The sequence below is a fragment of the Collimonas sp. PA-H2 genome (assembly GCF_002564105.1).
GTDB lineage: Bacteria > Pseudomonadota > Gammaproteobacteria > Burkholderiales > Burkholderiaceae_D > Collimonas.
Genome location: NZ_PDBX01000001.1, coordinates 5,031,269 through 5,045,124, shown reverse-complemented (window position 1 = coordinate 5,045,124; position 13,856 = coordinate 5,031,269). Strand labels below are relative to the sequence as shown.

Sequence of the window (13,856 nt, the reverse complement as noted above, 5' to 3'; positions counted from 1 at the left end):
TAGAATCAACAACCCTTGACCATGCGCTGGCGGCGCGCTTCGTACAGGCAGACGCCGGACGCGACCGAGACATTCAGGCTTTCGACCGAACCGAACATCGGCACATTGACCAGCACATCGCAGGTTTCACGCGTCAGGCGGCGCATGCCCTCGCCTTCGGAGCCCATCACAATCGCGGCCGGGGTCGAGAAATCGGCTTCATACAAGCCCTTTTCGCCATCCTCATCGGTGCCGATCAGCCAGATTTCACGCTCTTTCAGCTCACGCAAAGTGCGCGCCAGGTTGGTGACGGTAATATAAGGGACTGTTTCAGCGGCGCCGCTGGCGACCTTGGCAGCCGTGGCATTCAAACCTACTGCGCGGTCTTTAGGCGCGATCACGGCATGCGCGCCGGCACCGTCGGCAACCCGCAGGCAGGCGCCGAGATTGTGCGGATCGGTGATGCCGTCGAGGATCAGCAGCAGCGGCGGACCGACGATCGCATCCAGCAATTCATCCAGGTTACGCGCCAGCGACAGTTCGCCGGCCTTGGCCACCACGCCCTGGTGACGGCGGGTGCCGACAATATTCGACAAGCGCTGGTCATCCACCGGGATGACGCGCACGCCCACGGCTTTCGCTGCCTGCAGCAAATCCTGCATGCGGCGGTCGACGCGGCTGGCATCCACGTAAATCTCTTCCACCGACGACGCTTCATGACGCAAACGCGCGGTGACGGCGTGAAAGCCGAAAATCATTTTACTTTTCATATTCTATCTATTTCAATCTGACTGCTAACTATTATTGACACTTAAATCATGACAAATCTTGCTTATCCGGTGCTGCCGTCGGGTGGATACGACGTATCCACCCTACCGCTTGCGCTTGCTGGATTTCGTGAAACCCTTCGGCGCCCGCGCCTTCTCTGCAGGACCGCTGGCCTTCTTGGCTTTGCCTGGCTTGCCGGCTGGTGTAGTCTTGGCGGCCGTCGTTACCCTCGCGGTTTTTTGCGGCGCAGCCTTGCCGCCAGCCTTGGGCTTGGCGCCGCGGCCTTGTTCATTGTCGGCGCGCCGCGCTTCGTTCTTGAGCACCGTCTTGATGCCAGGCTCGTTGACCAGGCGCAGGTCGATCTTGCGGGCGTCCAGGTCGACCCGGCTGACTTGTACCGTGACGCGGTCGGTTAGCTGGTAACGGATGCCGGTGCGTTCGCCGCGCAATTCGTGACGCGCTTCGTCGTACTGGAAATAATCGGCGCCGAGCTCGGTGACGTGCACTAGGCCTTCGATATACAAGGCGTCCAGCTGGACAAAGATGCCGAAGGTGGCGACGCCGGAAATCACACCAGTGAACTCTTCCCCCAGCTTGTCGCGAATGAAATAGCACTTGAGCCAGGCTTCGACATCGCGCGAGGCCTCATCGGCGCGCCGTTCATTGGCCGAACAGTGCACGCCGAGCGCTTCCCAGATCGCCAGGCTGCCTTCGTTTTTCTTCTTGCCTGCCGCCTTGTCTTCCGCCTGCTTCTTGCGGCCGGCCGGCGACAGCATGGTGTTCAGCGCGCTGGTGTCGAGCCCTTTCGGATCGTAGCGCTTGCCTTGCAGGATGGCCTTGATGGTACGGTGCGTGAGCAGATCGGGATAGCGCCGGATCGGGCTGGTGAAATGCGCATACGATTCATACGATAAGCCAAAGTGACCGATATTTTCCGGACTGTAGACCGCTTGCTGCATGGAGCGCAGCATCATGGTCTGCAGCAGGATCGCATCCGGCCGCGCCTTGATCTTCGGCATCAGCTCGGCGTAATCCGAAGCCGAAGGCGTATCGCCGCCGGCCAGGTTCAAACCCACCTGCTTGAGGAAAGTACGCAGGATCGTCAGCTTTTCCTTGGTCGGATGAGCATGGATGCGGAACAGACCCGGATGCTTGTGACGCTCCATCAGGTCGGCGGCGCAGACGTTCGCCGCCAGCATGCATTCTTCGATCACCTTGTGCGCATCGTTGCGGGTACGCGGCAGGATTTTTTCGATCTTGCCGGCGGCATTGCAGACGATGTAGGTTTCGGTGGTCTCGAAATCGATGGCGCCGCGCGCCTGCCGTGCCTGCAGCAGCGCATGGAACACTTCGTACAGATGCAGTAGGTGCGGCACCAGGCCGGGACGCTTGGCCGCTTCAGGACCCTTGGTGTTGCCCAGGATCGCCGCCACTTCGGTATATGTCAGGCGGGCGGCGGAATGGATCACCGCCGGATAAAACTGGTAAGCCTTGATTTCGCCCTTGGCGCTGATCACCGCATCGCACACCAGGGTCAGGCGGTCGACATCGGGATTCAGCGAGCACAGGCCGTTGGACAGTTTTTCCGGCAGCATCGGAATCACGCGGCGCGGGAAATACACCGAGGTGCTGCGCTCCAGCGCGTCCACGTCCAGCGCATCGTTCGGCTTGACGTAATGGCTGACGTCGGCAATCGCCACGATCAGGCGATAACCGTTGGCGCGGCCGATCTTGACCGGCTCGCAATATACAGCATCGTCGAAGTCGCGCGCATCTTCGCCGTCGATGGTGACCAAGGGCACGTCACGCAAATCGACGCGGTCGGCCAGGTCGGCGGCACGCACTTCGCCCGGCAGCTTGGCGGCCAGCTTTTTTGCGGCTTCGGAAAATTCGTGCGGCACGCCGTACTTGCGCACCGCGATTTCAATCTCCATGCCCGGATCGTCGATATCGCCGAGGATTTCGACAATCTTGCCGACCGGCTGGGTAAACCGCGAAGGCTGTTCGGTCAGCTGCACGCTCACCACCTGCCCGGCCTTGGCCTTGCCCGGCGAGCCTGCCAGGATGATGTCCTGGCCGATGCGCTTGTCTTCAGGCGCAATCACCCACACCCCGTTTTCATTCAGCAGACGGCCGATGACGTGGGTATTAGCGCGCTCCACCACTTCGACAATTGTCCCTTCAGGACGGCCGCGGCGATCGGTGCCGACGATGCGCGCCTGAACGCGGTCGCCATGCAGCACCTTCTGCATTTCCTTTTCAGGCAGGAAAACATCGTCGCCACCCTCGTCGGGGATCAGGAAACCGAAACCGTCGCGATGACTGCTGACGCGGCCTTCGATAAAACCGGGGGAATTGGTCAGTTTGTAGATGCCGGCGCGGTCAGGCTTGATCTGTCCATCGCGCTCCATGGCATTCAGGCGGCGCGTCAAACCTTCCATTTCATCGGGTTTGACACTTAGTGCGGCAGCCAGAGCGGCGGCGTTTTGCGGTTCGGAGGAGGTCCGCAGAAGGCCGAGAATTTCCTCCCGGCTGGGAATTGTGTAGGAATATTGGCTCAAAAGGCTCTTCAACTGGTTGTTATTCATCAACGCTTAGTGTAACGGAGGATTGTGACATTCTCCTAACCAAGCAGCTTATATCTTCCGCTTTTGCGGCCCTGCTCTATCTTCTTTCAAATGATAGTTGACATATTCTCGCATTGGCTTATAATTTCGCTCTCTCAAGCCCACGTGGCGGAATTGGTAGACGCGCATGGTTCAGGTCCATGTGCCGCAAGGTGTGGGGGTTCGAGTCCCTCCGTGGGCACCATATACCATAGACCAGACCCTTTTCGGGGTCTGGCTCTCCGCAAGATTCCAGGCCTCCCGGCATAGCAATACAATACGTCCGGGAGCGCCTAGTGAATTCCAGTAACAGCACTTTTCCCCTGTAATACGCGCAATACGACGATCCGGCGAGGACGTCAACACGCTGCATATTACCAGCTTCAATAACTCCAGACGCAACAAAACCCAGCCTGTGACAACGGCCGGGTCGCTACGCCTGCTTAAAAGGCGTTTTATTTATCGGGACTACTCCCGCTTCCGATCACTTGAACGGATTGATCATCACTTTCTGTGGATTCACCGCGGCTCCGCCTTGAATCTGGGCATCGACGACCTGATAGAAGGCATTGCCGGTATCAGCGATATTCCAGGTGCTCAGGATCACGTGATAGCCGCTGCGGTTGGCCGGAATGGTGCAACGATGCGTGGCGTGGCTGTTGCTGGGTGGCGCGAAACCACCCTTGACGATGCAGAACGGCTGCAAATCAAAAGCGTCCCGGCTCAGCTTCTGGCTCGGATCCCAGCCCTGTTTGGTAATGTAGTAGCGCCAGTCCTGCGTCATGTGGCCGGCGGTAAAGTACCAGCTGAAATCGAGAGCCCCGGTCTTCAACGCCACCTTCTTCCAGCGCGTCGGCGTTTGCACATTCAATTCGGAAAATTGCGCCAAGCCGCCAGCCGCGATCGTACCGTCGGCCGGACCGGCTGCGGGAAAGCCCTTCGGACCCTCCACGCTTTGCGGCTCATACTGAATCGCGCCGCAAGCCGTATTCTCTTGCGTCTTGCACATGAAAGCGCGCGATTTAGGGGCATCGATGTAGCCGTGCGCCTGGGCCGCCAGCGGCGCCGCCAAGGCCAGCATTAAAATCAGACGGGACGATATGCGTTTCATTATTTCTCCTAACGTGCCTGCAGTGAACAAATGCGCAGCCGGCATCGCGACGGCGGGCAGGTCGATTCTGCCGCCAAGGACGGAGCCGCGTAACTGGCAACATTTACAGTTGCCTGTCAATTGACCCGGGCGCTCCGCGACGCTCAATGTCAGTCAAATAATTGTCAGACTTATCCTATAATGTGCAGCACCTCAAGCGCCGCCTGGCAAGCGCGCGGAGGGACGAAGCCGCAAACCGACAAGGATATCTATAGTGAAACTGACCAACCAATCTGTCATCGCCCTGCTATGGGGCTTGCTGTATCTGGTCATGGGCTACACCTCGCATCAACTGAACGGGCCGATCGCCGCTACCGGCTATATCTGGCTGCCGGCCGGCGTCACGGTGGCTGCGTTCATGCTGACCAGGACGGCGCGCTGGCTGCCGGTGATCATCGGTTTCGTACTGGCGCAACTGCTGCTGGGCTGGATTGAAAATCGCGACCTGTTGCGCGTAACGCTGTTCGCCCTCGATGAAATCGGCGTCGCCGCGATTGCCGTGGCGCTGGTGCGAATGACGCAATTGCCGATGGAAGGCCTGTATTTCGTGCGCGGCCTGCTGATTGCCGGCGTCGCCTGCAGCACCGTCAGCGCAGCGATCGGCGCGGCCTGGTTCCTGATCGTGAAAGATGTACCCTTCTGGCCGACTGCGCGCATCTGGGCGGCATCCGATCTGGTCGGGATCCTGATCGTCACGCCGGTGCTGGCAGGCTGGTCGCGTTTCCACGCCATGCGTTCGGGCGGCATGGACCGCAGCGATTTCCTGCTAGGGCTGGCGGCTTTCATTGCACTCGGCGTCACTGCCTACCTGATTTTCGACGGCCACAGCTTGAGCAATTTTTCAGCCGGCGTCAATTTTGCCCTGACCTATGTGCCGCTGTTCTTCGCCGCGGTGGTAACCCTGCTGTGGGGCGGCCGCGGCGGCTCGCTGGCAGTCGCCATGCTGGCCTTCTTCGCACTCTTGAATACGGTCCAGGGCGAGGGACCGTTTGCCGCCTTCGCCGATACCTATTCCAAGCATTCGCTGCTGGAAGCCCAGCTCTACCTAGCCGTGGCTGCCCTGCTCTGCCTGCTGATCAGCGCCCTCAAGACCACCCGCGAGCAATTGCACGAAGACGCCGCGCAATGGAAAAGCGACGTCGAGCTGGCATTGACCGTCAGCCGCCAGCTGGTCTACAGCATGGATCCGCATAGCAGGAAGCTGTGCTGGAACGGCGATCTGCAAGGATTGCTGGGCCTGCCGGCAAATGCCTTCAGCGAGCTCGACCAGGTGCTGGCGCACGTCCATCCCGACGATCGCCAGCAGCTGCGCAGCCGTTGGCTGGACGACATGGACGACGCTGTCCGTCCCGATTTGCATTTTCGCCTGCTGTTGCCGGCCGGACACATCACCGAGATGACCGACATGAGCGCGGTGCTGCTGGATGCCGACGAATCGGTCGCCATGGTAGCCGGCGCCTGGCGCCTGCATATCCGGGAAGACGAACCGCAACCGCGCCAGGGGCATTCCGCCCTATGAGCGTTCGTACCGGCGCCCTGCTGATTCACGGCCTGGGCGGCACCCAATTCGATCTGGGCTCCATGCACAAGGTGTTGCAGCGTGCGGGAGTGGAAACCCATGCCGTCACCTTGCCCGGCCATGGCGGCCAGCCGGAGGATCTGGTGAACGTGCGCATGGAAGACTGGCTCGACACGGTCACCGCCGCGTATCAGGAACTGGCGCCGCAGTACGACACTTTCCATGTGCTCGGCATGTGCCTGGGTTCGCTGCTGGCGTTGGCTTTGTGCGAGCGCGTGCAGCATGCCAAGGGCAAGCTGGTGACGCTGGCGCCGCCGGTCTTCATCGACGGCTGGTCGACCCCATGGTACCGCCAGCTGCGGCACGTGGTGTACTGCATCCCCGGCATGCCCGACAAGATGAAAGTGGAAGAAGACGAGCCCTTCGGCATCAAGAACGCCACGGTGCGGGCGATCGTCAAGGCCAAGTTCGCGCGCGGCGACAATTTCCATTATCGCTGGGTGCCGCTGGCCTGCATCTGCCAGGTCGACCGCCTGCGCCGCCTGGTGCTGGCCGGCGCCCGCGATATTTCCTGCCCGACGCTGGTGGTGCATGCGCGCGAAGATGAATTGACCAGCCTGAAATCGGCAGAATTTCTGCAGGCGGCGTTGCCGGATGTGCGGGTAGTGGTGCTGGAGAACAGCTACCACATGATTTGCGTCGACAACGACCGCGACCTGGTCACCAACAGCGTGCTGGAATTCTTCGGCTATCCACCGGCGCCTGCGCGGCGGATGCGCGGCGCCGACAAGCTTGACGCCTAACGCGCCATATCCCTAGAAAACCCGTCCCAGCTGCAGATACAGGTTCCAGACGCCGCGCGGAGCAATCGCCGCACCAAAATACAGAGGTCCGAGGAAGCTGTTGCCGCCTAAAAACATGCTGGCGCTCTTCTTGAACGGCCCTGTGGCAAAAGCATCCCTGCTCTGCCAGACATCGCCCACCTCCAGGCTGGTGCCCAGCACCGTACTGCGCAAGCCAGGCAAATCCAGTTCCGGCATGTCGCGCAAATAGGTCAGGCGCCCATACAACAGGTAGTTGCCGGAAAATTGATCGGGTGCGTAGGCCGACAAATGCTGGAATCCGCCCAGCGTGAATCCCAGTCCGCCATTGGCGCTGGCGCCGTTCTGCTCGTTGCCGTAAGTACCGGCCGCTTCCAGCGCCAGGTTGAGCGTGTTGCCGCCGCGGCTGACCGCCCACAGCGCCTTGCCCTGGGCATCGCTGTAACTGTTGGCGGCGCCGCCGAAAGCCACATTGCTGACCGCGGAAAGATAGTAGCCCTTGCGCGGGAACAGCGGGTCGTCGAGCTGGTCGACGGTGAGCTGCGTACGCACCACCGGCTGCTTTACGCGAAAGCTGTCGAATATCAGCTCCGGCGCGATATCGATGAATTCCATTGGCAAATTGTAGGTAGGCCTCGCCTCCAGCCACTGATAATAGACCCCCGTGCGCAACTCCCCGAGCCGGCCGATCGGCATGCCAAGATCAATCCCCACTTTGGTGGTGTCTATCCGGTAGGCTGTCACTGGTACGGTGCTGGAAGTTACCGTGCCCTCGTCCGAATACAGGTCGATATGGCGGCGCGCATACTCGGCATAAGGCGCCACATACAGTCCGACCGTGTTCCAGATCGGCTGCCGCAATTCGGTATGCAGGCTGGCTTGTTTGCTGCCCAGCACAAGGTCGTTGCGCCACTCCAGGCCGCTGTCGGTAATCCATGGCAGGCGATGCCCCACCTGCAGGTTGAAGTCGCCGCGGCCATTGAAACTATTGGAGACGCCCAGGCCGAACAACAGGAAGTGCGGCCCCCAGGATTTATCGTCGGCGTCGACCTTCAGCACATTGCGGCCATTTTCAGTCACAAGTTCCTGCGTGACGCTTTTGAAATCGCCGTTGGTCGACAAGCTCGCCATTTCCTTGTTGAGCGCGATCGGGTTGTAGAAATCGCCTTCCTTGACATTCAGCGAGCGCCGCACCACCGCTGCCGGCACCCGCCCCTTGCTGTTGATCTCTATGGCGTCGATGCGCGTGTTCTGAGCCAGTACCGGCCCGCCGTTGCGAGCGGCCAGATAGGCTTTCCATTGCTGCGGCGGCAAGGCCAGCGGCGCCAGTTTGGCGCGCTGCCGTTCGGCGGCGTCGTAGCCGACCTTGACGCCATCGTTGCCGCGTGAAAAATCGGCAAAGCCGAGGTCGCCCATGTCCGGTTCAATCAATATGTCGTCCTTGTTGAGCGAATCGACCTGCCGCTTGACGTTCTGGCGGATCAGGATGGTCACCATCTGCTGCGCCACCGCGGTGGGCGATTCAAGCGTGGTCGGATCTTGCAGATCGGCGGCGATATTGACGGCAATGATGATGTCGGCCCCCATTGCGCGCGCCTGATCCACTGGCAGGTTGCGCACCAGGCCGCCATCCACCAGGGTCCGCCCATCCAGCTTGAGCGGCGCGAACAAGCCCGGCACCGCCATGCTGGCACGGATTGCGCGCGGCAAGGAGCCTTGGCTGAGGATCACTTCCTCGCCGCTGCCGAGATCGGTCGCCACCGCGCGAAACGGCGTCGGCAGCTTGTCGAAGGAAATATTGGCCGGCAGCTGCGGCATCCAGTTCTGCAACAGCGCCAGCAGATTATTCCCTTGCACCAGACCCGCCGGCAGCTTCAGCTTGCCGTCGCCGTAGCCAGCGGACAAGCCGATCGGATATTGATAATCATCTTCGCGCTGCGACTGCGGCAGGTCGGCCCGCTCATTGCGGTCAAACGCGATATCGCTAAGATTGGTGCCGGTCAGGATATGGTCCAGCTCGTCAACTGACAGCCCGCTCGCATACAGGCCGCCGACTACCGCGCCCATGCTGGTGGCGGCGACATAATCGATGGGGATATGCATTTTCTCCAGCGCTTGCAACACGCCCAGATGGGCATAACCGCGGGCGCCGCCGCCGGACAGCACCAGGCCGATGCGCGGCCTGGCCGGAAGATTATCGCTTGCTTTTTTAACAGCATCCATTCCCAGCTCGGGCGCCGCGGTTGCAGCACTGGCGTGGACAAGACTCAGCAGCAGGCAGCCGAAGTAGACGCAGAGGCTGCGTAGCGGACGGAAATTCACAATATTTCGCTTCAAAAGGGGCATGAGTCGCAGAAAAACACCGGATATCGGTATTGTTAAACAATGACCCGCATGATTATATTTGAATAAGCCCTTGGGACTGCCACTACATCCGATGTTTTATCCAGACTGCGCTCTCTTGAAGCCGGAGTGCCCGCCCTGATATGGGTAAGAAGCGCGGCGTCCGCTTTCCCGCCAATCACATTCCGACTCTCTTTTCACGGATTTCCACATGCCATCCCGCTCCGCTATCTTGATCGTCCTGTTTTTGCTGGGCGCCTTGCACGCCCTGATCGGCTGGCTGCTGATGCCCTCGCTGGCCGCAATGCCCCTGCTGCAAACCCTGCTCGGTCTGTGGCTGCTGTTGTCGTTCTTGCTGATTCCGGCCGGCATGCTGGGCCGCGTCATCAAGCGGCAGCCCCTGTCTGACCGGCTGGCATGGGCCGGCATGCTGGCCATGGGCGTATTTTCATCGCTGCTGGTCAGCACCTTGCTGCGCGAACTGTTCTTGCTGGTATTGCCCTGGTTCGGCCTGCACGATGCGCGCCTGCCGGCCTGGAGTGCGCTGGCGGTATTGCTGCTGGCCACGGTTTCCAGCCTGGTCGGCTATTTCAATGCGCGCCGGCTGGCTGCGGTAGTGGACATCGATATCCCCATTAGCGGCCTGCCCGCCGCCTTGCAAGGCTTCACCATCGCGCAGATCAGCGATATCCATGTCGGCCCGACCATCAAGCGCGGCTATCTGGATGCCATCGTCAACAAGGTCAACACTCTGAAAGCGGACCTGATCGCCATTACCGGCGACCTGGTGGATGGCAGCGTGCAGGAGCTGGCGCCACACACTGCGCCGCTGGCCAACTTGCAATCGCGCCACGGGGCTTACTTTGTCACCGGCAATCATGAGTATTACTCGAACGCGCCGGAATGGGTAGCCGAGGTGCGCCGGCTGGGATTGACGGTCTTGATGAACGAGCACGTGGTCCTCAAGCATCAGGGGGCTTCGTTGCTGGTGGCCGGGGTTACCGACTATAGCGCCCACCATTTCGATGAGGCCGAGCGCAGCGATCCGCGCGCGGCGCTGGCAGGAAGTCCGCAGCATGTCGCCGTCAAGCTGCTGCTGGCGCACCAGCCGCGCTCCGCCACGGCGGCGGCAGACGCCGGCTTCGATCTGCAGCTGTCCGGCCATACCCATGGCGGCCAGTTCTTTCCCTGGAACCTGTTCGTGCCTTTGCAGCAACCGTACACAGCCGGCTTGAACCGCTTGCGCAATCTATGGGTGTACACCAGCCGCGGCACCGGCTACTGGGGTCCGCCCAAGCGTCTTTTCGCACCTTCTGAAATTACCCGCCTGCGGCTGGTCCTGGCGTAACTAGTAGTTACTGTAACAGCCAAATCAAGAGCGCCTGTCACGTATCCGACGCGCATGGCGGCGTTGCACATGCTCGCAATAGTCCTGCTATTGCGAGCATGTGCGCCTTGCCCTGCGCGTCGGATACGCGCCTTTCACTCTCGATTCGACTGTTACAGTCCACTAGAGCACGACCTTGCCGCGCATGGCCTTGTCCTTGCCGCGCCGCGTCTTGCTGTCGACACGCTTCAGCTGAGAACTGCGGCTGGGCGCGGTGGGCCGCCTTTTTTTCTGGATCACAGTCACGCTCAGCAATAGTTCCTGCAGCCTGAGCATGGCCTCGCTCTTGTTCTTTTCCTGGCTGCGCGACTGCTGCGCCTTGAGGATCAGCACGCCGTCCTTGGTGATGCGCTGGTCGTTCAGAGCCAGCAGCTTTTCCTTGTAGAACTCGGAGAGCGACGATGCCGGGATATCGAAACGCAGATGGATGGCAGAGGACACCTTGTTGACATTCTGGCCGCCCGGCCCCTGGGCGCGGACGGCGCTGATCTCGATCTCGCTCAGCGGGATGGCGAGCGAGTCGGTAATGCGCAGCAGCTTGTCGTCGTTAGGAGGAAACATGCGCATTATTATAGAGGCAATGTCAACCTTGGCTGCGCAGATCCTCCAGCAAGCTGCCAGCCGCCGCGGCTTCCGCTTCATGGCCCGGCTCGCGCCAGGTTTCCGCCAGTGCATCCGCCTGCCATTGCTGCATCGCCGGCAGGTTCAGCAATTGCGCGGCATAGGCTTGCGCCGCCGGACTCAGTTGCAAGCCGTAAGTCTGCACCCGGAAGGCGACCGGTGCAAAGAACGCATCGACGGCGCTGAAGCCGGCCCCAGCCAGGAAGGGACCGCCAAAGCGCTGCAGACCCTCACTCCACAATTCATCCAGCCGGGCAATATCGCGCGCCAGCGCCGCAGGCACCTGCGCCAGCCTGACCCGGATGCCGCAGTTCATGGTGCAGTATTCGCGCAAGGCGCCAAAGCCGGAATGCATCTCGGCGGCGGCGCAGCGGGCCCAGGTCCGGGCTTGCGCATCGGCTGGCCAGACGCCGGCATGGCGCTCGGCCAGGTATTCGACTATGCCCAGCGAATCCCAGACGGCGGTTGCGCCGTCTTTCAGGGCCGGCACTTTGCCGGTCGGCGAAAAACTGCGGAAGGTGTCCCAGTTGGCGCCAGTGCCATCGTCAGAAAACGGCACCAGGTGTTCCTTGAATCCCAGCCCCAGAGCACGCATCAGTACCCATGGGCGCAGTGACCACGACGAATAATTTTTATTGGCGATATACAGCTCATACATGATGGCAAACACTCCGTTTTGAATTGTTATGGTTAAACGTAAATAGGTGCATGGGATCCGACTGGCATACAGGCAAGCTTGCATTACAGTGCGAAATGGGATTTTATATGTTTCCAGGAAAGAATACCCGTTCGGCTATGGCATAACCATGCCGGCTAAGGCATGATGGCTATTGCAGCCGCCAATTTATCCAAGACGATGAAACCATTCAGCAGCAGTCCCAATGCCGTGACGAGAACAGCCAATTTGCTGCTGCGCGCTTCGCTATTGCTGCTGGCGCTTGGCGGCAACGCCGCCAGCGCTGCCGAACGCTATCAGATCGATAGCGAACACACCTTCACCTACTTCGAGTACAGCCACTGGGGCTTGTCGATGCAGCGCAACCGCTTCGACACCACTACCGGCACGATCGAGCTTGATCGCGACAACCAGAGCGGCAGCATCGAAATCGACATCGACACTGCATCGGTCAGCACCGGCAGCGACGGCTTCAACCAGATCATGCGCTCCGGCGAATTCTTCGACAGCGCCAACCATCCGAAAATCAGCTTCAAATCTTCCGCCCTGCACTTTGAAGGGCCACAGCTGACGCAGGTAGACGGCGACCTGACCATCAAGGGCATCAGCCATCCTGTCACGCTGCAGATCAGCAATTTCAACTGCCGCTTCATGCTTATCTACGGCAAGCAAGCCTGCGGCGCCAACGGCTCCGCCAGCATCCTGCGCAGCGATTACAAACTGGGACGCTATGTGCCGTTTGTCAGCGATGCCGTCACACTGCACATCAGCGTAGAAGCGATCAAGGAATATTGAAACGGCCGCGGGCCAAGGCCGTTACAGGCGATATTCAGTGAACACCCGTGACTGGTAGGGAGCACGCGCTATCCACATGGTGCCCGCGGCGGCATCGACCAGGGTAGTCGCCACCGTGGCGCATGGCGCATCACCCTTGCCGCCGGGCTTGCGCAGCACGCCGCCGGCGTCGAGCAAATCCTCCGCGAGCACATTCTTTATACAGGTCCAGTCGATTTTTCCGCTGCCGCGGAAGAGCGCTTGCTGCAACACTGTCTCGACGCGCCGCTGGCGGTAGAGAGAGTCAGGATTGGCTGCCAGGCCGAGTTCGCGCAGCTTGCCGCGCGCTACCGGGCACAGCCAGTGATTGGCATGCACCAGCAAGCCGTCCTGCGGCGCCAGCCAGAAAATCTCGTCAGGCGCGCACTCCAGGTTGGCAACATCGCAGAACGGCTGGCCGACGCGGTCGACGCCGGTTTGCGCCAGCATCAGATGGCAGGAACAGAAGCGGCGCGTGCGCCACAGGATTTTCATGGCGGCGTTCATGTCCGCCGCCTCCAGCATCTTGCGCCGCACCAGCGCCAGTGGCACATCGGCCAGTTGGCGGTAATCGCGTTCAGAGCTCAGGAAATTTCCGCTGACGGACAAGCCGGCGCTGTTGATACCGTGCCGCCCCAGCGCGCCCGCCTCGGCAAACATCAGCAGGTCAGGCAAGCCGCCGCTGCGCCGCATGCGCAGCACAATGCCGGTATCGGCGCACTCCTGCCGCCAGTCCCAGTTATGCGCATGCATCAGGCGGCCGCTGGCCGCGTGCTCGGGCAATACCGCCAGGCTGGCGCCGCCGCCTTCCAGCACCTGGCAGACCAGCTTCTGTTCGCTATGACCAAACATCATCTCGGTGCGGCAATTGATCAGGATGATGTCGGCCAGAGAGACGCCGGCGCCGTCGGCGATACCCTGCATTTCGTCGAGGTAGGCAGGGTCAAAGCGCTGGACGATGGGACGCATCCCTAGCGCCAGCCTGGTCAAGCGCTCGGCGCCCACTCCCTGCCGCATCAACAGTTGCCGGTACAGGCGCGCACTGCGTGCAACGCGCTCCGGCACCGCGCAGCCATGCAGCTTGCCGCGCTGATACGCCGAGCCCGCCACCTCGATCAATGGGAAATAGTCGACATCTGCTTGACGAATGCTCACACGCAACCTCGCTCAAAA

At 60.8% G+C, this 13,856-nt stretch carries 11 protein-coding genes and 1 tRNA gene; 5 read left to right on the top strand and 7 right to left on the bottom strand.

The genetic code is table 11. The annotated features are described in order from the left end of the window. Positions 1-5 precede the first annotated feature (5 nt). Together rlmB and rnr are read right to left on the bottom strand one after the other, a co-directional pair. On the bottom strand, positions 6-749 hold the full coding sequence (gene rlmB / locus BCF11_RS23135) for a 23S rRNA (guanosine(2251)-2'-O)-methyltransferase RlmB (protein WP_038488753.1): 744 nt from the start codon (positions 747-749) through the stop codon (positions 6-8). A 102-nt stretch (positions 750-851) separates the two neighbouring features. Then, positions 852-3,308 (bottom strand): ribonuclease R, encoded by a 2,457-nt coding sequence (gene rnr / locus BCF11_RS23130; protein ID WP_098497665.1) that lies wholly within the window; start codon positions 3,306-3,308, stop codon positions 852-854. Positions 3,309-3,473: 165 nt separating this feature from the next. On the opposite strand from rnr, the gene BCF11_RS23125 reads away from it, so the two are divergent. Then, positions 3,474-3,558 (top strand) — tRNA-Leu (locus BCF11_RS23125). Positions 3,559-3,837: 279 nt separating this feature from the next. Here the strand turns inward: BCF11_RS23125 and BCF11_RS23120 are convergent. After that, entirely contained in the window at positions 3,838-4,464 is a 627-nt protein-coding gene (locus tag BCF11_RS23120) for a lytic polysaccharide monooxygenase (RefSeq protein ID WP_098496817.1), read from the bottom strand. A 253-nt stretch (positions 4,465-4,717) separates the two neighbouring features. Between BCF11_RS23120 and BCF11_RS23115 the strand changes: the two genes are divergently transcribed. Both BCF11_RS23115 and BCF11_RS23110 read left to right on the top strand, forming a co-directional pair. Next, a complete protein-coding gene (locus tag BCF11_RS23115) occupies positions 4,718-6,022 on the top strand; it encodes an MASE1 domain-containing protein (protein ID WP_098496816.1) in 1,305 nt (434 codons plus the stop codon). After that, on the top strand, positions 6,019-6,825 hold the full coding sequence (locus BCF11_RS23110; RefSeq protein ID WP_098496815.1) for a carboxylesterase: 807 nt from the start codon (positions 6,019-6,021) through the stop codon (positions 6,823-6,825). The genes BCF11_RS23115 and BCF11_RS23110 overlap by 4 nt, the downstream gene beginning before the upstream one ends. A gap of 12 nt (positions 6,826-6,837) precedes the next feature. Here the strand turns inward: BCF11_RS23110 and BCF11_RS23105 are convergent, their stop codons facing one another. Then, positions 6,838-9,189, bottom strand: coding sequence for a patatin-like phospholipase family protein (locus BCF11_RS23105; RefSeq protein WP_098496814.1), 2,352 nt, complete (start codon positions 9,187-9,189; stop codon positions 6,838-6,840). Positions 9,190-9,397: 208 nt separating this feature from the next. Between BCF11_RS23105 and BCF11_RS23100 the strand changes: the two genes are divergently transcribed. Next, positions 9,398-10,534 (top strand): metallophosphoesterase, encoded by a 1,137-nt coding sequence (locus BCF11_RS23100; RefSeq protein WP_098496813.1) that lies wholly within the window; start codon positions 9,398-9,400, stop codon positions 10,532-10,534. Positions 10,535-10,696: 162 nt separating this feature from the next. On the opposite strand, the gene arfB is transcribed toward BCF11_RS23100, so the two are convergent. Together arfB and BCF11_RS23090 are read right to left on the bottom strand one after the other, a co-directional pair. Then, entirely contained in the window at positions 10,697-11,134 is a 438-nt protein-coding gene (gene arfB / locus BCF11_RS23095) for an alternative ribosome rescue aminoacyl-tRNA hydrolase ArfB (protein ID WP_199111012.1), read from the bottom strand. A gap of 22 nt (positions 11,135-11,156) precedes the next feature. Beyond that, the gene (locus tag BCF11_RS23090) at positions 11,157-11,852 is read right to left on the bottom strand and encodes a glutathione S-transferase family protein (RefSeq protein WP_098497663.1); all 696 of its coding nucleotides are present in this window, start codon (positions 11,850-11,852) and stop codon (positions 11,157-11,159) included. A gap of 162 nt (positions 11,853-12,014) precedes the next feature. Here BCF11_RS23090 and BCF11_RS23085 point away from each other — a divergent pair, with 162 nt between their 5' ends. Next, positions 12,015-12,665, top strand: a complete 651-nt coding sequence (locus BCF11_RS23085) for a YceI family protein (RefSeq protein WP_199111009.1) — start codon at positions 12,015-12,017, stop codon at positions 12,663-12,665. Positions 12,666-12,686: 21 nt separating this feature from the next. Here the strand turns inward: BCF11_RS23085 and BCF11_RS23080 are convergent, their stop codons facing one another. Next, entirely contained in the window at positions 12,687-13,838 is a 1,152-nt protein-coding gene (locus BCF11_RS23080) for a C45 family peptidase (RefSeq protein WP_098497661.1), read from the bottom strand. Positions 13,839-13,856: the final 18 nt, after the last annotated feature.

Coding starts and splice junctions, on each gene's coding strand:
- BCF11_RS23110 (WP_098496815.1), top strand. CDS start 6,019: ATGAGCGTTCGTACCGGCGCCCTGCTGATTCACGGCCTGGGCGGCACC.
- BCF11_RS23100 (WP_098496813.1), top strand. CDS start 9,398: ATGCCATCCCGCTCCGCTATCTTGATCGTCCTGTTTTTGCTGGGCGCC.
- BCF11_RS23090 (WP_098497663.1), bottom strand. CDS start 11,852: ATGTATGAGCTGTATATCGCCAATAAAAATTATTCGTCGTGGTCACTG.
- rlmB (WP_038488753.1), bottom strand. CDS start 749: ATGAAAAGTAAAATGATTTTCGGCTTTCACGCCGTCACCGCGCGTTTG.
- BCF11_RS23105 (WP_098496814.1), bottom strand. CDS start 9,189: ATGCCCCTTTTGAAGCGAAATATTGTGAATTTCCGTCCGCTACGCAGC.
- BCF11_RS23085 (WP_199111009.1), top strand. CDS start 12,015: ATGATGGCTATTGCAGCCGCCAATTTATCCAAGACGATGAAACCATTC.
- arfB (WP_199111012.1), bottom strand. CDS start 11,134: ATGTTTCCTCCTAACGACGACAAGCTGCTGCGCATTACCGACTCGCTC.
- BCF11_RS23120 (WP_098496817.1), bottom strand. CDS start 4,464: ATGAAACGCATATCGTCCCGTCTGATTTTAATGCTGGCCTTGGCGGCG.